The sequence below is a fragment of the Helicobacter pylori HUP-B14 genome, from assembly GCF_000259235.1.
In the GTDB taxonomy this organism is placed as follows: Bacteria; Campylobacterota; Campylobacteria; order Campylobacterales; family Helicobacteraceae; genus Helicobacter; species Helicobacter pylori_CU.
Map to the genome: position 1 here is coordinate 983,856 of NC_017733.1, position 19,674 is coordinate 1,003,529.

A 19,674-nucleotide genomic window follows, 5' to 3' on the forward strand; every position below is an offset into this window, starting at 1 on the left:
CCCTTAATTGATTTTAATCTTTTTAGCGATGAGCATGAACATGGGCGGCAGTAGGAGTAAGGTTAGAGCGCTTGAGGTAACCAAGCCTCCAAGCACCACGATCGCTAAAGGTTTTTGGACTTCTGATCCCACGCTATGAGAAAATAATAAAGGGAGCAAACCCAAACCGGCAATGCAAGCGGTCATTAAAACCGGCCTCAAACGCCTTTTAGCGCCCAATAAAACGCATTCTTCTACGCTTTTTCCTTGCAAGAGAAGCTCTTTAAAATAGCCTATCATCACCACACCGTTTAAAACCGCAATCCCAAAAAGAGCGATAAAGCCCACGCTCGCTGGCACGGAAATATACTCCCCGACCGCAAACAACGCAATAAGCCCTCCAGTAACCGCAAAAGGGATATTCAAAAGAATGAGCAAGGCTAAAGGAATGCTTTTAAAAGTGAAAAAAAGAATGAAAAAAATCGCTAAGATGCTTAAAGGGATAACGGTGGAAAGCCTTTTATTGGCCCGTTGCTGGTTTTCAAACTGCCCCCCATAAGTGATATAGTAGCTAGGAGGGAGCTTGATGTTTTGAGCGATCACTTTTTTAGCCTCTTCTACAAAAGAGTTCAAATCGCGCCCCACCACATTACTGCGAACCACGCTCATGCGCATTGAATTTTCACGCACGATAGAAACAGGGCCATCCACTTCTTCAATCTTAGCGATAGAAGTGATAGGCACTAAAACGCCATATTTTGAAGTCAAGGCCAAACTTTTGATTTTAGTGATAGAGCTTGCAAAATCGCTCTCTTGGCGGATCATCACCGGGGTTCGTGAAATCCCTGTAGGGATCACATCCACGATCAAACCCTCTAAAGCGGATTTTAAAAACTTGGAAAATTCATCGCTAGTGATCCCCACATCCGCCATCGATTCTTTATTAGGGGTTACATACAAATAATTCACGCCCTCATTAAGCGTGGTTAAAACTTCACTAGATCCTTTAATCCCTTTTAAAGCTTGCGCGATTTGAAAACTCAATTCATTCAATTCGCTAATATCATCTCCAAAAATCTTAACCGCTAAATCCCCCCTAACCCCTGTCAGCATTTCAGAAATCCTCATTTCAATGGGTTGGGTGAAAGAAAAGTTAATCCCCTTAAAGTCTTTTAAAGAATCCATGATTTTTTCTAATAATTCATCTTTATTTTTCACGCTCCATTCTTTTTTAGGGATGAAAGAAATAAAAGTATCGGTTTGATTCAATCCCCCTAAATCCAGCCCCAATTCATCGCTCCCTGTGCGCGCGACAATGGTTTTGACTTCTTTGACATGCTTTTTAATCGCGCTCTCAATGTTTAACATGAGATCTTTAGATTGATCTAAAGAAATAGAAGGGGTGGTTTCCACGCTCAAAACCACATCGCCCTCATCTAAAGCGGGCATGAAATTCTTCCCCACAAAAGGGAATAAAGAAAGGCTTGCGATTAAAAAAACAAACGCTCCTAAAATCACTTTTTTAGGGTTATGCACAAAAAATTCCAATAAAGGGGCGTAGATTCTGTTTAAAAACCTCGTTAAAAAGGTTTCGCTATGGGGCGTGGCTTTTAAGACAAGAGAGCTCACTACAGGAATGATAGTGATGGATAAAACTAAAGTGCCTAAAAGTGCATACACAATGCTTTGCGCTAAAGGCCTAAACATCTTGCCCTCTAACCCCTGTAAGGTTAGAATCGGCACAAAAAACACAATAATAATCACCACCCCGCTCACCACTGAAACAGCGATTTCTTTGCATGAGCGATAGATCGCATGGAGTTTAGTGGTTTTAGTGTTAGCGCTCAATTTTTCAAAAGCGTTTTCCACCACCACCACGGCTGAATCAATGAGCATCCCTATAGCGATAATCAACCCCCCTAAGCTCATCAAGTTTAAAGTCAGATCGCTAAACTTGATAAAAATAAACGCCACAGACAAGCTTAAGGGTAAGATCACCCCCACAGCCACGCTCGCCCTCAAATTCCCTAAAAATAAAAAGAGCGTGATGATGATTAAAACAACGGCTTCAATGAGGGTTTTAGAAACGGTGGCAATGGCTTTTTGCGTGAATTCAGAGCGATCATAAAAAACATTAATGGACACGCCGCTCGGTAAAAGGGGTTTTAATTCTTCTAATTTTTGATACACTTGAGTGATGATTTCTTTGGTGTTAGCGTCTTTTAAAGAAAGCACCAAGCCCTCTGTGGTTTCGCCCACGCCATCTTTAGTAACAAACCCCAAGCGGGTGCGAGACTGGCTGATGACTTTCGCAAAATCCTTAATGTGCAAATGCCCTAAATTCGTGGAAACGGTGATTTTGCCAATGTCTTCTAAACTCAAAGAAGCGGTTTGGATTTTGACTAAAAAGGTTTCGCCATCTCTATCCACGCGCCCCGCTCCGCTGTTTCTTAAATTCACTCTCACAGCCGATTCTAAATCAGAAATGCTCACCCCAAGCCTTGCCATGTCGTTAAAATCCGGCACAATCACAAACGCCCTGCTAAAGCCTCCAATGGAATTGACATCCGCCACACCGCTAATCATTCTTAATTGTGGGCGGATCACAAAGTCTAAAAGCTGTCGTTTTTCTATCTCGGTGATATTGCCATCAATGGTGAACATAAAGATGTCTGATAGCGGCGTAACAATGGGCGCCATGCCCCCTTCAACCCCCACGGGTAAATCTTTCATCACGCTGCTCAAGCGCTCATTGACAATGTTTCTCGCTAAATAAATATCCACGCTGTCATCAAAATCTATCGTGATGTCTGAAATAGAATATTTTGAAATACTTCTTAAAGATTTTTGCCCCTTTAAGCCTAAAAGCTCCAATTCTAAAGGGCGCACGATGTTGTTTTCCATTTCTTCAGGGCTAGAGCCGGGGAGTTTTAAAATGATTTTAACTTGAGTGGGCGAAATATCTGGGAAAGCGTCCACTGGAGTGTTGATAAAACTATAAGTCCCAAAAAATAAAATAAGAATCGCGCCAACAATCACGATCACTCTTTGGCGTAAGGAAAATTCAATGATAGAAGCGAGCATCATTCTTCCCCTAAATTGTTGATCATGCCTTTTAACCCTATCAATGACCCCACTGCCACGCTGTCATTAGGGTGTAAATTTTGAGCGTTCACGATAAAAATCTTGCTGCGCTCTTCTAAAACTTGAACCACCACAGGCCTAAAACCTTTAGGCGTTCTCACAAACACTAAGTAATCTTTCCCGTTTCTGATTAAAGCGTTTGAAGGGATTAAAACCGAGTCTTTGGGTTGAGAGCCTTGAATATACATTTCTACCATTTCCCCCACATGGTAATTGCCCTCATCTAATAAAGCGGTGGCTAAAATCGTGTTAGAGCCTTTGTCTAACACCACCGAAACGCTTTGGATTTTCCCGATTTTTTCCCCCTCTTCATTATAGACTGGTGAATCCCTTTTAATGGATTTAGAAACGCCTACAGGCAATTTGATTTGAGCGATTAAATCATCGCTTTTTGAAATACGCACATAACTAGTGAAAGCTAAAATCTTCTCGCCCACATTTTTAGGCGCTAACGCTAAAAGACCGCCATCTCTAGCCACAATCCTAAAACCATACTGCCCTTTAGGGTTTTTAGGATCCACGCCAAAGCTTTTAAAAGTGGATTCTAGTTGATTGACTTTTAAGCCCATTTCTTCACTGGCTAGAAAGCTCGTTTGATACTCCCTTTTAGGGATCACCCCCGCCCTATAAAGCTCTAAATCTTTTTTAGTAATATCTTTAGCGATTTTTAATTTATTTTGGTTGTTTTGCAATTCAAAATACAAATTGCTCAAATCAATAGAGCTCACTTCACAGATCGCATCTCCAGCCTTCACCTGCTCGCCCTCTCTTTTATAAACAGCGACCACAGACGCATCAAAACTCAAACTCTGCACTACAGAGCTTTTACTATCAAAATCAATATAAGCGTTAAAAGGAAGCCCTTTACTAAAGATTTCTTTATCTAATTTAATCACCTTTAACCCCATGGGTTGCAAGTTTTTTTCTTCTAAAACGATTTCTGGATACTCTTTGGCTTTTAAAGAAACACCCATTAAAAAAACGCTTATCAACGTAAGCCACCATAACGCCCGCTTCAATGCAATTCTCCTAATCTGGTCAAGCTCTCCCCTAAAGTCTCTTCTAAAAGCGCGCTAATATCAATGTATTCAATCTTGGCTTCCGCTAGAGTGATGAGGGCGTCCATGTAAGAATTTTGATAAATCAAGTATTCAAAAAGCCCGATTTTTTGGGCTTCATAAGCGATGCGCCCCATTTCCATCAAACGCTTCTTATTGGCAATGGCTTCTTTTTGGGTTTCAATGTATGCTTCTTTGGTTTTGAGCTGGTTTAAGTAGGAGTTGGCGTTGATTCTAATGTTTCGTTTCATCACTTCATTTTGCGCGAGCGTCCCGCTTTGCAAATCCAAGAATTTACGCTTTTGATAGATGTTTTTAGGCGTTACCGGCAAAGGGATACGCACTTCTACAGAAAGATTAGTGGAAGAGTTATAGCTTTCAGAGCCAATCCCGAATTCAAATGCATTAAACACATCTCTATTAGCCAATTTCGCGTTCACCTGATAATCTTTAGCCGTTAGATCCAAAATATCCACATACAACGAGCGATCCAATTTAAACTTTAAAGCTTCAGGCTCTAATCGCACATATTCAAAATCCAAACCGATCACCTTGACATCATGCAAATGGTCTAAATAAGTGTCAAAATGCGCCCCCTCTTTGACCGGCTCCATAATCGCTAGCATCGTGTCTAGCATTTTTTCTAAATCTATGAGTTTGGTTTCCACATTGGTTTTAGCGAGTTTGGATTCCAAATAAGAATTATTGAAGTTGATATAATCTTTTTCGCTCATGCTGCCGGCTTTGACTTTTTCTTTAGCGATTTTGAGCTGCGAATAAAAGTTCGCTTCTCGTTGCACATACACCTGATACTTTTCTTTAGTCATCACATAAGTCAAATAAAGGCGTTTAGCGCCAATAAAAGCGAGATTTTTATTCAATTGATAGCTTTTATCGTATTGAATGGTTTTAATAGAAAGGCTTTTGGATAAAAGCGAACTCACCCATGGGAGCTTGGGTCTTACCACTAAAAGGGTTCTGGGTTGCGCTTCTACAATGCCTTGGAAGTTTTTCACCATAGAAGTTTCATTCTCAATGTAAGGGAAATCCCAAGCATTCACGGAGCGTTGCTCATTCAAACGGCTTTTAAAATCGGCTTTTTTGCCGATCAGCTCCATAGAGTTGGTTTCCACTTCTTTAAAAAACTCTTGCAGGGTAAAGATTTTCGCGCTAAGCATGCCCGCACTAAACATGCTCATTAAAAAAGTTACCCCCAAAAAACGCTGGACTTTGCGTTTGATAGCATTAAATCGCAATTTCTTTAATATCCCCAATTTCTAAGAAACTTTGATACACGCCCCACAAGAAATTTTTACGATTTTTTTGGATTTCTATATCTTTATCCATCACTAACACGCTTTTAAAATATTCTTCCAAAGGCGCATGCAAACTGAAATAAGCCTCTATTTTGCTATCCAAACTCTCAAAAGCGCTCATTTTGATCGCGTTGAACGCTTCAAAAAGGGCATGCTCTTGCGATTCTTTGAAAAGATGGGTAGAAAACTCGCTTTTCTCGTTAGGGTTTCTGTCTTTATTGATATTGGCTAAGCGTTTGAAAGCGCTAAAAAGCAACTCTTTTTTTTGAGCGTTCTTGGGATCGTCTAAAAAGCGTTTTAAGGCTTTGACTTTTTGAATGATTTTAACAATGTCTCGCTCGTTGGTGTTTAACACGCTCCTTATAATAGAGGGGTTACAATCTATTAAATTATGAAAGCGTTCCAGTAAAAACTTTTCTAAAACCTCTAAATCAAAGCTTTGATAAACGGCCACTTTTTGAAAAAGGTTTTTTAAATCCGCTTTTAAATCAAATTCTAACCCGTAATGCACGATGATTTTCAATAGCCCAAAACTCAAGCGCCTTAAAGCAAAAGGATCTTTAGATCCGCTAGGGATTTTACCCACGCTAAAAAGAGAAAACAGGCTGTCTAATTTCAAGCTCAAAGCCACGATTGCACTAAAAACGCTAGAGGGCAAGGGGGCGTTTTCGCTTGCGGGCAGATACTGCTCTTTCAAGCTCAAAGCGACTAACTCGTTTTCATTTTGTTTCAAAGCGTAGTAATAGCCCATGATCCCTTGAAGTTCGCTAAATTCATACACCACTTCACTGAGTAAATCCGCCTTAGCGATTTGAACGGCTCTTTTAACCAACTCAAGGGCTTTTTCTAAAGGCATGTTTAAAGATGAAAGGTATTTTTGCGTCAAGTATTGAGCGATGATTGATTCTCGCTCCATTTTATCTTTTAAAGTCCCTAAACCTTGCACAAAAACCACGCTCTCTAAAGGGGCGTTATCTAAAGGCTTTTTAAGATCGTTTTCATAAAAGAAAACCGCATCGCTCAAACGGGCTTTTAAAACCTTTTGATTGCCTAAAATGATTTTTTGCTTGTCTTTATTGATAGCGTTGCTCACCACAATAAAGCCGTTATGCAATGTTGGGCTTTCTTCTTGGCTTTTTTGACAAAAGGCTGCAAAATAGCGCTGGTTTTCTTTCATGGAGGTGGTGATGATTTCACTGGGTAATTTTAAAAACGCCTTGTCAAACTCCCCAAAAAGCGCGCTGGGGTATTCCGTGATCGCTACAATCTCATCTAATAGATCTTTGTCTATTTCTACGATGATGTGGTGCTTTGTTTCTAGCTCTTTGATTTCTTGTAAGATTTTAGCTTCGCGCTTTTTAGGGTCTAAAATGACATGGTTTTTTTCTAAAACTTCAAAATACGCCTTAGGGCTATCCACCTGGATAAAATCAAAACCCTCTTGTCGGTGCGCTTTGGTGGCTTGCTTAGTTTTAAAACCATACTCTTTAACTTCAATATCGTTAAAATTTTCCCCATTAAACAACACGCAAATATTATGAATGGGCCTGATAAAGCTTTTTTCCACATTGCCCCAACGCATGGACTTCCCGAAATTCAAACCCTCTAAAAACTCTAACACAATGGGCATGATCAGATCTTTTGTGGGCTCTTTTTCATGGATTTTAGCGTGATAAAGCACTTCTTTATTGTTTTTAAACGCCGTTTGGAAATTTTGGGGATCCTTTAGTCCTAATTTTTGATAAAACCCTAAACCTAGAGCGTTCAGCCCTTGCGTTTTATCTTGATGATTGCATGCGATTTTAACCGGAGGCCCAAAAAATTCCTCTTTAGTTTCTTGGGTTAAAAGAGGAAAGTCTTTGATAAACAAACACAAGCGCCTAGGGGTGTAAAAAACCTCTATATTTCCCACTTCTAAAGCGCGTTTTTGAAAAAGAGCGTGGAGTTTTTTAGGCATTTCTTTATATTCATTCAACAACGCTTGCGCGGGCAATTCTTCAACTAAAATCTCTACTAACAATTCATCTGAATGCAAAATCTCAATTCTCCCTAAAAAACAAAATCACTTTTAAGACTAAATCATGTTAGAATTATACTTGAATTTATTTTTAGTTTAGTTTATTTTTTAAATACAAAAGGTAGGCGTTTTGAAACATTTAACCCCACTCACTCACACCCTTTTTAAAGCCTTATGGCTAGGTGTAGCTTTAAGCACATCTTTAAGCTTAGTTGCAGCAGAAAGCCCCACTAAAACAGATCCTAAGTCCGCTAAGGGGGTTAAAAACAAACCCAAATCGCCCATTACTAAAGTCATGATGACCAATTGCGACAATCTTAAAGATTTTAACGCTAAGCAAAAAGAAGTCTTAAAATCCGCTTATCAATTCGGATCTAAAGAAAATTTAGGCTATGAAATGGCAGGCATCGCATGGAAAGAATCATGCGCAGGGGTTTATAAAATCAATTTTTCGGATCCGAGTGCGGGCATTTACCATGCGTATATCCCTAGCGTTTTAAAAAGCTATGGGCATAATAACAGCCCCTTTTTGCGTAACGTGATGGGGGAATTGCTCATTAAAGACGATATGTTTGCTTCTGAAGTGGCCCTAAAAGAGTTACTCTATTGGAAAACGCGCTACCACGACAATCTAAAAGACATGATTAAATCTTACAACAAGGGCAGTCGTTGGGAAAAAAACGAGAAAGCTAACGCTGATGCTGAGAAATATTACGAAGAGATACAAGATAGAATCAGGCGTTTGAAAGAATCTAAAATCTTTGACTCGCAGTCTAGTAATGACCAAGAATTGCAAAAAAGCGCTAATAGCAACTTGGATTTAGACCCTATCGGCAACGCCATGCCCCAAACTTTAGCTAAAACAGAGACCAAAGAAACTCAAATAGAGGAAGCTCAAACACAAAAACCCCAAGAAATGAAAGAGGCAGCTAGCGAGCAAGCCATTAAGAAGCCGCTAGAAAAAGAAAAAGATAAACCCATGTATTTCGCTCAAATCAATAGCGCTGATTTCACACCCGCTAAAAAAAGCCCCAAAAAACCGGCTAAAGCGAGTCCAAAACGCTCCTCTAAAAATAACACTAAAAGCCACGCTAAAACCGCTTCCAAAAATTCCAAAAATAAAGAAATGTGCAAAAATTGCTCTCCAGGGCAAAGGAACGCGATTTTAGCCAACCATATCACTCTCATGCAAGAGCTTTAAAAAGTCCTAAAAATGGCGCAAAAAACTCTTTTGATTATCACTGATGGTATTGGGTATCGTAAAGATAGCGATCATAACGCATTCTTTCATGCCAAAAAACCCACTTATGACTTGATGTTTAAGACCTTGCCTTATAGCTTGATTGATACGCATGGCTTGAGCGTGGGCTTACCTAAGGGGCAAATGGGAAATTCTGAAGTGGGGCATATGTGTATTGGGGCTGGTAGGGTGCTGTATCAGGATTTAGTCAAAATTTCTTTAAGCCTTCAAAACGATGAATTAAAAAACAACCCCGCTTTTTTAAACACGATCCAAAAAAGCCATGTGGTGCATCTTATGGGTTTAATGAGCGATGGAGGCGTGCATTCACACATTGAGCATTTTATCGCTCTGGCTTTAGAGTGTGAAAAATCCCATAAAAAAGTCTGTCTGCATTTAATCACCGATGGGCGCGATGTCGCTCCTAAAAGCGCTTTAACTTATTTAGAAACCATGCAAAATATCTGCAATGAAAACATTCAAATCGCTACTATAAGCGGTCGTTTTTATGCCATGGATAGGGATAAGCGCTTTGAAAGGATTGAACTTGCATATCATAGCTTAATGGGGCTTAATCACACTCCTTTAAGCCCTAGCGAATATATCCAAAGCCAATACGATAAAAATATCACTGATGAATTTATCATGCCCGCTTGTTTTAAAGATTATTGTGGCATGCAAGATGATGAAAGCTTCATTTTTATCAATTTCAGGAATGATAGGGCTAGAGAAATCGTGAGCGCTTTAGGTCAAAAGGAATTCAGTGGTTTTAAGCGTCAAGCTTTTAAAAAACTCCATATCGCTACCATGACCCCTTATGACAACACTTTCCCCTACCCTATTTTATTCCCTAAAGAAAGCGTTCAAAACACGCTCGCTGAAGTGGTGTCTCAACACAACCTGACCCAAAGCCATATCGCTGAAACTGAAAAATACGCGCATGTAACCTTTTTCATCAACGGCGGAGTGGAGACGCCTTTTAAAAATGAAAACCGAGTGCTTATCCAAAGCCCTAAAGTTACCACTTATGATTTAAAGCCTGAAATGAGCGCTAAAGAAGTAACCCTTGCGGTGTTAGAGCAAATGAAACTGGGCACGGATTTGATCATTGTGAATTTTGCCAATGGCGACATGGTGGGGCATACAGGGAATTTTGAAGCGAGTATTAAAGCGGTAGAAGCAGTGGATAAATGCTTAGGGGAAATCCTTTCACTGGCTAAAAAATTGGATTACGCCATGCTTTTAACAAGCGATCATGGGAATTGCGAGCGCATGAAAGATGAAAACCAAAACCCCTTAACCAACCACACTGCCGGTAGCGTGTATTGCTTTGTTTTAGGGAATGGAGTCAAATCCATTAAAAACGGAGCCTTAAACAATATCGCTAGCAGCGTGTTAAAACTCATGGGCCTTAAAGCCCCAGCAACGATGGACGAACCCCTATTTTAAACTAAAGGAAAAGAATGCAAATTGATGACATGTTATTGCAACGCTTGGAAAAATTGAGCATGCTAGAGATTAAAGACGAGCGTAAAGAGAGCGTTAAAGGCCATTTAGCGGAGGTTTTAGGCTTTGTGGAAAACATCTTCGCTTTAGAAACTCATGATTTAAAAACAGATGCAGAGCTATGCACCCCCTTAAGAGAAGACGAACCCAAAAGCCAACCTAACATTGCCAAAGAGATTTTAAGCCACAACAAACACAGCCAAGATCATTACTTCGTTGTGCCTAAAATCATTGAATAGGTTTGATTGAATAGGCTTAATATCAAGTGAAAAGCTTGATTTTTAAAATCAAAGAGAAAAAGAGGTTATCTCTTGACTAAAATTCAAGCTCTTTACTATTTGTTTTCAGCCTTTTTTAATTCATCAATCACTTCCACTAACCCCGCAACCGCCTTTTTGATTTCTTCATGCGTGATAATATAAGGGGGCATGAGGTAGATCGTGTTGTTTAAAGGGCGCAACAACAAACCTTTTTTTAGAGCTTTTTTAAAAACCGCCAAACTCAAACGCTCTTTAGTTTGAATAAAGACTTCAAAGGCAAAGACCATGCCCAAACGCCTTAGATTAGACACCACTTGTCGCTCTATCAAGGGTTTTAATGCGTTTTGGAGCGTATTAAAAATAAACTCGCTTAAAGCCTTGTTTTTTTCAATAACATTTTCTTTTTCAAAAATATCCAGCGTGGCGTTCGCGCATGCGCATGCTAGGGCGTTTCCTGTGTAACTGTGCGAATGCAAAAACGCTTTATTTTCTTCATAGGGAGCGTAAAATTGGTTATAGATTTCATTGCGGGTTAATAGTGCGCTTAAAGGCAAATACCCCCCGCTAATCCCTTTAGACAAGCATAAAAAATCAGGCTCAATTTCGCATTGTTCATAAGCAAACATGCTCCCTGTGCGCCCAAACCCGGTAGCGATTTCATCAAAAATAATGTGGATATTTTTTTGCTTGCATAATAAAACGGCTTGTTTTAAATACTTCGCGCTATAAATATGCATATTCCCTGCGCATTGCAAAAGCGGCTCTGCAATGAAGGCGCAAATTTCTCCACCATGTTTATCTAACAAACGCTTTAAAGCGTTCAAACTATTTTCTATCTCGCTGTCGTTTTTAGGAACGGGCGTGATGAGATTCTTGAGCAATAAGGGGGTGTAAGTGTCTTTATAAAGTTTCACATCGCCCACGCTTAACGCTCCCAAAGTCTCGCCATGATAGGAATTAGAAAGCGATAAAAAAAGCTTTTTAGGGCGTGTTTGATTCTTTAAAAAATGGGCGTGATAGCTCATTTTCAAAGCGATTTCAATACAAGATGAGCCGTTATCCGCATAAAAGCATTTATCCATACCGGTGAGCTGGCAAAGCCTTTGAGAGAGCGTGATAATGGGCTTATGGCTAAAAGAAGCCAAAAGGACATGCTCTAAATTATCAATTTGATTTTTGAGCTGCTGGCTGATGTAGGCGTTATTATGCCCAAAAAGATTCACCCACCATGAGCTGATTAAATCCATGTAAGCGTTATCATTAAAATCATAGAGATAAATCCCTTGAGCCTTTTTAATGGGGATAATGGGGAAATTTTGATGCTCTTGCATTTGCGAACAAGGGTGCCAAAGATACTCCAAATCCAAAGCGGCTAAATTTTCTTGAAAATTCATGTTAAAAACTCTCTATAATAAGGATAATTTTAATAACCTTTGGTTAAAATAAGGTTATTTGATTTTACTATAAGGTTGTTTAAACCTGAATTTCACATTTTTGATTTTTTAAAAGGGATTAGAGTTCTTATGATTGAATGGATGCAAAATCATAGAAAGTATTTAGTGGTTACAATATGGATAAGCACGATCGCTTTTATTGCCGCTGGGATGATAGGCTGGGGGCAATACAGCTTTTCTTTAGATAGCGATAGCGCTGCCAAAGTGGGACAGATTAAGATTTCTCAAGAAGAATTAGCCCAAGAATACCGCCGCCTTAAAGACGCCTATGCTGAGTCTATCCCTGATTTTAAAGAACTCACTGAAGATCAAATCAAAGCCATGCATTTAGAAAAAAGCGCTCTAGATTCGCTCATCAATCAAGCCTTATTGAGGAATCTCGCTTTAGATTTAGGGCTTGGCGCTACGAAGCAAGAAGTGGCCAAAGAGATCAGAAAAACGAGCGTTTTTCAAAAAGATGGCGTTTTTGATGAAGAATTGTATAAGAATATCTTAAAACAAAGCCATTACCGCCCCAAGCATTTTGAAGAAAGCGTTGAAAAGCTTTTAATCCTTCAAAAAATCAGCGCTTTATTCCCCAAAACCACCACCCCTTTGGAGCAATCCAGTTTATCGCTTTGGGCAAAATTGCAAGACAAATTAGACATTCTTATTCTAAACCCTAGTGATGTTAAAATCTCTCTTAATGAAGAAGAGATGAAAAAATATTACGAGTCCCATAAAAAGGATTTTAAAAAGCCCATAAGCTTTAAAACACGCTCTTTATATTTTGACGCCAGTTTAGAAAAAACTGATTTGAAGGAGTTGGAGGAATACTACCATAAAAACAAGGTGTCTTATTTGGATAAAGAGGGGAAATTACAGGATTTTAAAAGCGTTCAAGAGCAAGTCAAGCATGATTTAAGCATGCAAAAAGCGAATGAAAAAGCCTTAAGGAGCTATATCGCTCTAAAAAAAGCGAACGCGCAAAACTACACCACGCAAGATTTTGAAGAGAACAACTCCCCCTATACTGCTGAAATCACGCAAAAACTCACCGCTCTCAAACCCCTTGAAATCCTAAAGCCAGAGCCTTTTAAAGATGGTTTTATTGTGGTGCAGCTTGTCTCTCAAATTAAAGACGAATTACAAAATTTTAATGAAGCTAAAAGCGCTCTTAAAACCCGCCTAACTCAAGAAAAAACCCTTATGGCGTTGCAAGCTTTAGCTAAAGAAAAGCTTAAGGATTTTAAAGGCAAAAGCGTGGGCTATGTAAGCCCTAATTTTGGAGGCACTATTAGCGAACTCAACCAAGAAGAAAGCGCTAAGTTTATCAACACCCTTTTTAACCGCCAAGAAAAAAAAGGGTTTGTTACTATAGGCGATAAAGTGGTGCTCTACCAAATCACAGAACAAAATTTCAACCACTCCTTTAGCGCAGAAGAAAGCCAGTATATGCAGCGTTTAGTCAATAACACTAAAACGGATTTTTTTGATAAAGCGTTGATAGAAGAATTGAAAAAACGCTATAAGATAGTCAAATACATTCAATAAATGCAAGGGGAAATCATGGAACATAAAGAAATCGTTATAGGGGTTGATATAGGCTCTAGAAAGATTTGTGCGATAGTGGCTGAATTTAAAGAAGGGATTTTGCGCATCATTGGCACAGCCCATCAAGACTCCAAAGAAATCAATTCAAAAGCCATTAAAAGAGGGCGTATCAATAGCCTTGCTCACGCTTCTAACGCCATTAAGGAAGTGATTAATAGCGCTAAAAAAATGGCAGGTTTGAACGCTGATGAAGACAGAAATAACCCCATTTCCTCCTTTAGAGAATCGTATCACCCTAAAACTAAGGCGATCGTTTCTTTTTCTGGGGCTTATACTGAAAGCATTAGAGATGTTACCGGTGTGGCCAGCACTAAAGACAATGTGGTTACTATAGATGAAATCAATCGCGCTATCAATAACGCATGCGCTAAAGCAGGCTTAGATAATGATAAACATATTTTGCATGCCCTCCCTTATCGCTTCACTTTAGACAAACAAGAAGTGAATGACCCCTTAGGGATGAGCGGGACTCGCTTAGAAGTCTTTATCCACATTGTCTATACAGAAAAAAACAACATTGAAAATTTAGAAAAAATCATGATCCAATCTGGGGTGGAGATTGAAAACATCGTGATCAATTCTTATGCAGCCTCGATTGCCACCTTGTCTAATGACGAAAGGGAATTGGGCGTGGCTTGCGTGGATATGGGCGGAGAGACATGCAACCTTACGATTTATAGCGGCAATTCCATACGCTATAACAAATACTTACCCGTAGGCTCTCACCATTTAACCACGGATTTATCGCACATGCTCAACACCCCATTCCCTTACGCTGAAGAAGTTAAGATCAAATACGGGGATCTTTCTTTTGAAAGCGGAGAAGAAACGCCCTCTCAAAATGTCCAAATCCCTACCACCGGCTCTGATGGCCATGAAAGCCATATTGTGCCGCTTAGTGAAATCCAAACTATCATGAGGGAAAGGGCTTTAGAAACTTTTAAAATCATCCACAGGAGCATTCAAGATAGCGGATTAGAAGAGCATTTGGGCGGGGGCGTTGTGTTAACCGGTGGGATGGCTTTAATGAAAGGGATCAAAGAACTAGCCAGAACCCATTTCACTAATTACCCGGTGCGTTTGGCGGCCCCTGTGGAAAAATACAATATCATGGGCATGTTTGAAGACTTGAAAGATCCTCGCTTTTCAGTCGTGGTTGGCTTGATTTTATACAAAGCAGGGGGGCATACCAATTATGAAAGAGACTCTAAAGGGGTTATCCGCTACCATGAAAGCGATGATTACACAAGAACAGCCCATCAATCAAGCCCTACCCCCCATATCCATTCATCGCCCACAGAAAGGAATTTGAGCGATTTAAAAACCCCTAACGCTCCTTTAAACACCGCTAAAAACGATGACTTCTTGCCTATAAAACCCACCGAACAAAAAGGTTTTTTTAAAAGTTTCCTTGATAAGATTTCTAAACTCTTTTAAGATACAGCCATTTCTTTATGCGATAAAAACGCCTTGATAGTTATCAAAAGCCAGAAAACATGGTATAATCCTTTAGCTATTTATCAAAGTTTAAGATTTGCAAAAATCGTATCTCAAGGGGAATGTGGCTATGGTTCATCAATCAGAGATGGAAAATTATAATATTGGTCAAGCGAGCATTGAAGAAGTAAGCGATCCAGCTTATAAAGGGGCTAAGATTGTCGTTATCGGTGTTGGAGGTGGGGGGTCTAACATGATTAAACACTTGGTTGAATACGGCGTGCATCAAGATGTTACCCCCATTGCAACGAACACTGATGGCCAACACCTCAAAAACAATCCCGCCCCAGTTAAAATCCTTTTAGGCAAAGAATCTACCGGAGGTCTAGGCGCTGGAGGGGTTCCTGATATTGGTAAAAAAGCCGCTGAAGAAAGCGCTGATGAAATTAGAGAAGCGATTAAAGACGCGAAATTAGTCATTGTCTCTACAGGACTTGGAGGAGGGACTGGGACTGGAGCCACCCCTACTATCGTTAAAATCGCAAAAGAAGTGGGAGCGCTCACGATTGCTATCGTTACTAAGCCTTTCAAATACGAAGGATCTCAAAAAAGCAAGAAAGCCGAAGAGGGGTTAAAGGAGTTGGAGCAATCTAGCGATTCTATTTTGGTTATCCCTAATGATAAAATTCTTTTGACCATGAAAAAAAACGCCAGCACCAAAGAATGCTATAAGGAAGTTGATGATGTCTTGGTTAGGGCTGTGAGCGGCATTTCTACGATCATCACTAAACCCGGTGATATTAATGTTGATTTTTCCGATTTAAAAAGCGCTCTTGGTTTTAAAGGCTTTGCGTTAATGGGTATTGGTGAGGCCACTGGCGAAGAATCCGCTAAATTAGCAGTGGAAAATGCGATCCAATCGCCTCTTCTTGATGACGCTTCTATTGATGGGGCTAAGAGCATTATTGTCTTTTTTGAGCACCACCCTGATTATCCTATGTATGCTTATTCTCAAGCTTGCATATCTATTCAAGAACGAGCCAATCAAGATGTTGATGTTAAGTTTGGCCAACACACGAGCGAGAGTATCCCCATTGATCATGTGCGCGTTACTATCATTGCAACCGGTGCTGAAAGAAACAGCGGTGGAGCGGGTTTGGAATCTATCGCTACGCCTTCTCAGCCTGTGGTGAAACAAACAAGAAAAGTGGGTAATAGCGATTTTTTAAGAATCCCTACTGAAGAAGAACTATCCACACCCACAGCCATAAGGATCCAGCAAGATTAATTGCAGATCTCGCTTTTTCCCCTATTTTTATAGGGTCATAATAAAGCGGTTTGTTGAGTTTGCTCTCATTTAGAATAAAATTAGGAGGCTTTGATTTTGGTGTGCTGACTTTTAGGGCGTTTGGGGGTTTTTAAAAACACTTAGAGGGGAATATCCCAAAGCACCCCTTGGTTAATGAAACTCTAGAAACCCATTTGGCAAAAACCAAGAGCTTTCATGCTTGCGTAAATTCATAAGCTCCGTTATAGATTTGAGAAATCAATGCATTTTTAACTTGATTGAGCTTCGCATCTCATCAAATACAGATAATATTTTTCCTATCAAAATAATTGATAGCAACAGTGATTTTATCAGGCAAGTCATCACTTGCTTTGATAATCTTTTTCAAAAGATCGCGTGCATCAGTGAAAAATTCTCGCTTATTAGCTTTACTTCTAACATGCTCGCAATAAGGCCAACGCTCACGCTCTTACCTTGTGATAGAGCGTTAGAGATTTTAATGATTTCAAGGTTTTGTTTCGCGCTCAATCTATACCTTACTCAAATTCCGCTTCTCATAGTCTCGGCTTTTAATGGTTTCTTTTTCTTATTTACTCATCTCATCAATGGCTCTGACTTTTTAGAGCCTTCAATTCTTTCTAAAAATCATAGTTTAGTAACAATTTGCTAGAGCTAACCACTCTACCACTTGCACTATACTTTAACACTGACTTTTTCTTATCATACTCGTTTAATTGAGCGGATAGGGGTTGGTTAGAGTTGACAGAGATTTTAAAGAGAGGTAGTTGGCTTTTAGCTTCCTTGTATTCCTTAAAGGCGGGCATCAATGAGAGATGATAACGAGTTAGAATGGATAGGGTTTTTTTCGCTATTAAGCTAATTTGGTGCGTTTAGAATTATTAGCACCGATGAAAAGGTTTTTAAAATCGCTTGACACAAGGTCTCCTTTAAATTTTAAGTATCACTGCAATCAATGCATCTCACACCAATCACTTAGAAGAGTCTTGATTTTTAATGGCAATATCTAGCTTGTTGAAAGGGATTTCAATGTGGTTAGCGTCTAGGGCGTTTTTGATGCGTTCAATGAGTTCGCTCCTCACATTAAAGATCCCATCTTCAATCTTTGCCCAAACCCTAATGGTGAAATTCAATGAACTTTGTCCAAAATCCGTGATCCCAATAAAAGTGGGCATGTTTTTATCAATTTTTTCCATTGCGTCAATAACATCTTTTATAGTCTTATGCACCAGTTCAATATCACTCCCATATCCTACTCCACAAACCCATTCAATGCGCCGACACGCCGTGTTATTGCTATTGATAATATTAGAATTAGCGACACTTCTATTAGGCAAAACCGCCAAGCGTCCGTCATGCAAGCGTAAAGAAGTGTTAAAAAAATTAAGCGCTTCTACTTTGCCCTCTAGGCCAGAGATTTCAATGATGTCTCCTTTTTTGAAAGGGTGTAAAATAATAAGGATTATCCCTCCAGCAATGCTTGAAAGGTAATCTTTTAAAGCCAACGCCACCGCAATCCCCACCGTTCCTAAAACAGTGATAATAGAAGTGGTTTGCACGCCTAGCGTGCTGAGCGCAATGATTGTGGTGATGATAAGGATTAAGATAAAAGTAACCTGTGCGACAAAATTCGCTAAAATCTCATCCTTTTTGGATAAAAGTTTCATGGTTTTGTTCCGTAAGAAAAACGAAAAATAAAAACCGATACAAAAGACAACAATAGCCTTGATTAAGATTATCCCAAAATGCTTTGCCTGCGGGAAAAAATCCACTAACAGCGTTTTAATTTCATCCATAAATCTTTCCTTGCAAATCACAAAATCGCTAAAAGAGACAAGATAACTTACCCTTATGTAGCTAATTTTGACATGTTAGCATGTTTAGGACTAACCTTATTACCACAACTCAAACGCTCAATCCGGTGCCAGTGTCAAAGGGATTGGCTTTTAGCACGCTATCTAATGAAAAAGGGTTTTTGAGTGTTGAACCTAGAGATTACTTTACGCACACCCCCTACTTGATGACTACCGCTCACTTTATGTCAATGGTTTTTCCCTAGCTTGGCTTTAATGGATTTTATCGTTACGCTATCAGCAGATACCGCTCTATAAGATTTTCGCATAAAAGCTATGGTGTGTTTAAAAGCCTCTGAGTAATTCTTTAAGAATTTAGGGGAGTTGGGGCTTTCTCAATTTTGGTCAATATTGATGTGGTTAGCAATCTTAATTTTTTGACCCCTTTTATAAGGCTTATAACCTTCACCCTTCCTTTTTCTCAAAGAATGCGGATTTTAAAGGGTAGTGAAATACAACCACGCTTCAGAGCTGTTGCTAGTAGAATACACCACGCTATCTTGTTTGTATTGGTATCCAAGCTCTCTAATGGTTGTCAATAAATCCACACCTAATGCGTAGATAAGAAAGCTAGGTTCTTTACTGCCTTGATAAACGCCATTGACTTTAATATAACCGATTTTTGGGTATAGCTTTTTAATATCCGCTTCTCATTCCTTGTTTCTTTGGACATTCTCTGCATCGCTCATTAGGTATTTAGAAAGGATAGTACCAACAGACCCACTTATAATAATCCACAACCATATCAGCGGCGGTATCAAATCCGTAATCTTGCCATAAGCTCAACTTAAACCCTCTGTTAGCTGAAAGACACCCATACTTATATAGGTGTTTATACAACCTAGAAAGACCTGAAGCACTCAAGTCAGCTTCTTCTCTTCTGTGAAAGCTATTGTTCTTTTTAAGTTAGGGTTACTCGCTCTCAATTTAGCGAATTTTTCAGCCGTCCCATAATGATTAATTCAGGTTCAGTGCCATTCTTTAACTCTGACTTTTTAACATTTTAAAACCACTAGACATTAGCTACCCTTTCAAACTTATTTATTATAGTTGTTATCTTACACTAATTATATAGGGATAAAAACCCAAAAAACTAAAAAATAGCGATACTATATAAAAAAAACTTCTTAAACAAAGCAAAACATACCAATGCGTGTTATCAAACCATTAAAAACAATAAAAAAACTTAAACAAAATAAGCAAACAAAAACCTTTGAACAAAACAATAAAACCCCAAATCAAAACAACTAAAAATAAAAAAAAATGAAAAAAACAACAGAAAAATAAAGCACTAAAATATAATCAATGATGAAATTAAATAAAAAAGCAAGACTAAAAAACATTTCCCTATCCCTGCACCGACCTACATTCCCACTCTTGAAAAGAGCAGTATTATCAGCGATGAAGAGCTTGACTTCCAGGTTCGGAATGGTTAACTGGGTAGTTCCTCTTCTCTAAAGGCACAAGGAAAAGGGAGCTAAAGATAAATCGCATTTACCCTTAACTCCCCT

At 39.2% G+C, this 19,674-nt stretch carries 12 protein-coding genes, 1 rRNA gene and 1 pseudogene; 6 read left to right on the plus strand and 8 right to left on the minus strand.

Annotation, left to right across the window (positions count from 1 at the left end; genetic code table 11):
• Nucleotides 1–3: 3 nt before the first annotated feature.
• The 4 genes from HPB14_RS04715 to glyS are packed head-to-tail and all read right to left on the minus strand — an operon-like array spanning nucleotide 4 to nucleotide 7,532.
• Nucleotides 4–3,063, minus strand: a complete 3,060-nt coding sequence (locus HPB14_RS04715; protein ID WP_014658495.1) for a CusA/CzcA family heavy metal efflux RND transporter — start codon at nucleotides 3,061–3,063, stop codon at nucleotides 4–6.
• Complete coding sequence (locus HPB14_RS04720; RefSeq protein ID WP_000816919.1) at nucleotides 3,063–4,142, minus strand: efflux RND transporter periplasmic adaptor subunit; 1,080 nt, start codon at nucleotides 4,140–4,142, stop codon at nucleotides 3,063–3,065. Before HPB14_RS04720 ends, HPB14_RS04715 begins: the two co-directional genes overlap by 1 nt.
• A complete protein-coding gene (locus HPB14_RS04725) occupies nucleotides 4,139–5,437 on the minus strand; it encodes a TolC family protein (protein WP_014658496.1) in 1,299 nt (432 codons plus the stop codon). Before HPB14_RS04725 ends, HPB14_RS04720 begins: the two co-directional genes overlap by 4 nt.
• Nucleotides 5,427–7,532, minus strand: coding sequence for a glycine--tRNA ligase subunit beta (glyS, locus tag HPB14_RS04730; RefSeq protein ID WP_000555223.1), 2,106 nt, complete (start codon nucleotides 7,530–7,532; stop codon nucleotides 5,427–5,429). The genes HPB14_RS04725 and glyS overlap by 11 nt, the downstream gene beginning before the upstream one ends.
• 112 nt (nucleotides 7,533–7,644) lie before the next feature.
• Here glyS and HPB14_RS04735 point away from each other — a divergent pair, with 112 nt between their 5' ends.
• Genes HPB14_RS04735 through gatC form a run of 3 tightly spaced genes read left to right on the plus strand, consistent with a single transcriptional unit; the run spans nucleotide 7,645 to nucleotide 10,499 of the window.
• On the plus strand, nucleotides 7,645–8,715 hold the full coding sequence (locus HPB14_RS04735; RefSeq protein ID WP_000682057.1) for a hypothetical protein: 1,071 nt from the start codon (nucleotides 7,645–7,647) through the stop codon (nucleotides 8,713–8,715).
• Between the two features lie 12 nt (nucleotides 8,716–8,727).
• Nucleotides 8,728–10,203: a 2,3-bisphosphoglycerate-independent phosphoglycerate mutase gene (gene gpmI, locus HPB14_RS04740; RefSeq protein WP_000057733.1), complete on the plus strand. Its 1,476-nt coding sequence runs from the start codon at nucleotides 8,728–8,730 to the stop codon at nucleotides 10,201–10,203.
• Nucleotides 10,204–10,217: 14 nt separating this feature from the next.
• Nucleotides 10,218–10,499 carry an Asp-tRNA(Asn)/Glu-tRNA(Gln) amidotransferase subunit GatC gene (gatC, locus tag HPB14_RS04745; RefSeq protein WP_001165273.1) on the plus strand — a complete coding sequence of 94 codons (282 nt, stop codon included), beginning with the start codon at nucleotides 10,218–10,220 and terminating at the stop codon, nucleotides 10,497–10,499.
• 95 nt (nucleotides 10,500–10,594) lie between these two features.
• On the opposite strand, the gene HPB14_RS04750 is transcribed toward gatC, so the two are convergent.
• A complete protein-coding gene (locus tag HPB14_RS04750; RefSeq protein WP_001010828.1) occupies nucleotides 10,595–11,914 on the minus strand; it encodes an adenosylmethionine--8-amino-7-oxononanoate transaminase in 1,320 nt (439 codons plus the stop codon).
• 129 nt (nucleotides 11,915–12,043) lie between these two features.
• Here HPB14_RS04750 and HPB14_RS04755 point away from each other — a divergent pair, with 129 nt between their 5' ends.
• From HPB14_RS04755 to ftsZ, 3 genes are all read left to right on the plus strand, one after another.
• Entirely contained in the window at nucleotides 12,044–13,507 is a 1,464-nt protein-coding gene (locus HPB14_RS04755; RefSeq protein WP_014658497.1) for a peptidylprolyl isomerase, read from the plus strand.
• 15 nt (nucleotides 13,508–13,522) lie between these two features.
• On the plus strand, nucleotides 13,523–15,004 hold the full coding sequence (gene ftsA, locus HPB14_RS04760; RefSeq protein WP_000400218.1) for a cell division protein FtsA: 1,482 nt from the start codon (nucleotides 13,523–13,525) through the stop codon (nucleotides 15,002–15,004).
• A 130-nt stretch (nucleotides 15,005–15,134) separates the two neighbouring features.
• The gene (gene ftsZ, locus HPB14_RS04765; RefSeq protein ID WP_000233609.1) at nucleotides 15,135–16,292 is read left to right on the plus strand and encodes a cell division protein FtsZ; all 1,158 of its coding nucleotides are present in this window, start codon (nucleotides 15,135–15,137) and stop codon (nucleotides 16,290–16,292) included.
• Nucleotides 16,293–16,676: 384 nt separating this feature from the next.
• Here ftsZ and HPB14_RS08460 read toward each other — a convergent pair.
• The 3 genes and pseudogenes from HPB14_RS08460 to rrf form a co-directional block, all read right to left on the minus strand.
• A pseudogene (locus tag HPB14_RS08460) lies at nucleotides 16,677–16,911 on the minus strand (hypothetical protein); the annotation flags it as partial.
• 370 nt (nucleotides 16,912–17,281) lie between these two features.
• On the minus strand, nucleotides 17,282–18,106 hold the full coding sequence (mscS, locus tag HPB14_RS04770) for a small-conductance mechanosensitive channel MscS (protein ID WP_000343427.1): 825 nt from the start codon (nucleotides 18,104–18,106) through the stop codon (nucleotides 17,282–17,284).
• A gap of 1,407 nt (nucleotides 18,107–19,513) precedes the next feature.
• Nucleotides 19,514–19,631, minus strand: a 5S ribosomal RNA gene (rrf, locus tag HPB14_RS04775).
• Nucleotides 19,632–19,674: the final 43 nt, after the last annotated feature.

What these genes read in the sequence shown, in the direction of transcription:
- HPB14_RS04715 (WP_014658495.1), bottom strand. Translation starts at nt 3,063, where the DNA reads ATGCTCGCTTCTATCATTGAATTTTCCTTACGCCAAAGAGTGATCGTG.
- gpmI (WP_000057733.1), top strand. Translation starts at nt 8,728, where the DNA reads ATGGCGCAAAAAACTCTTTTGATTATCACTGATGGTATTGGGTATCGT.
- gatC (WP_001165273.1), top strand. Translation starts at nt 10,218, where the DNA reads ATGCAAATTGATGACATGTTATTGCAACGCTTGGAAAAATTGAGCATG.
- HPB14_RS04750 (WP_001010828.1), bottom strand. Translation starts at nt 11,914, where the DNA reads ATGAATTTTCAAGAAAATTTAGCCGCTTTGGATTTGGAGTATCTTTGG.
- HPB14_RS04755 (WP_014658497.1), top strand. Translation starts at nt 12,044, where the DNA reads ATGATTGAATGGATGCAAAATCATAGAAAGTATTTAGTGGTTACAATA.
- ftsA (WP_000400218.1), top strand. Translation starts at nt 13,523, where the DNA reads ATGGAACATAAAGAAATCGTTATAGGGGTTGATATAGGCTCTAGAAAG.
- ftsZ (WP_000233609.1), top strand. Translation starts at nt 15,135, where the DNA reads ATGGTTCATCAATCAGAGATGGAAAATTATAATATTGGTCAAGCGAGC.
- mscS (WP_000343427.1), bottom strand. Translation starts at nt 18,106, where the DNA reads ATGGATGAAATTAAAACGCTGTTAGTGGATTTTTTCCCGCAGGCAAAG.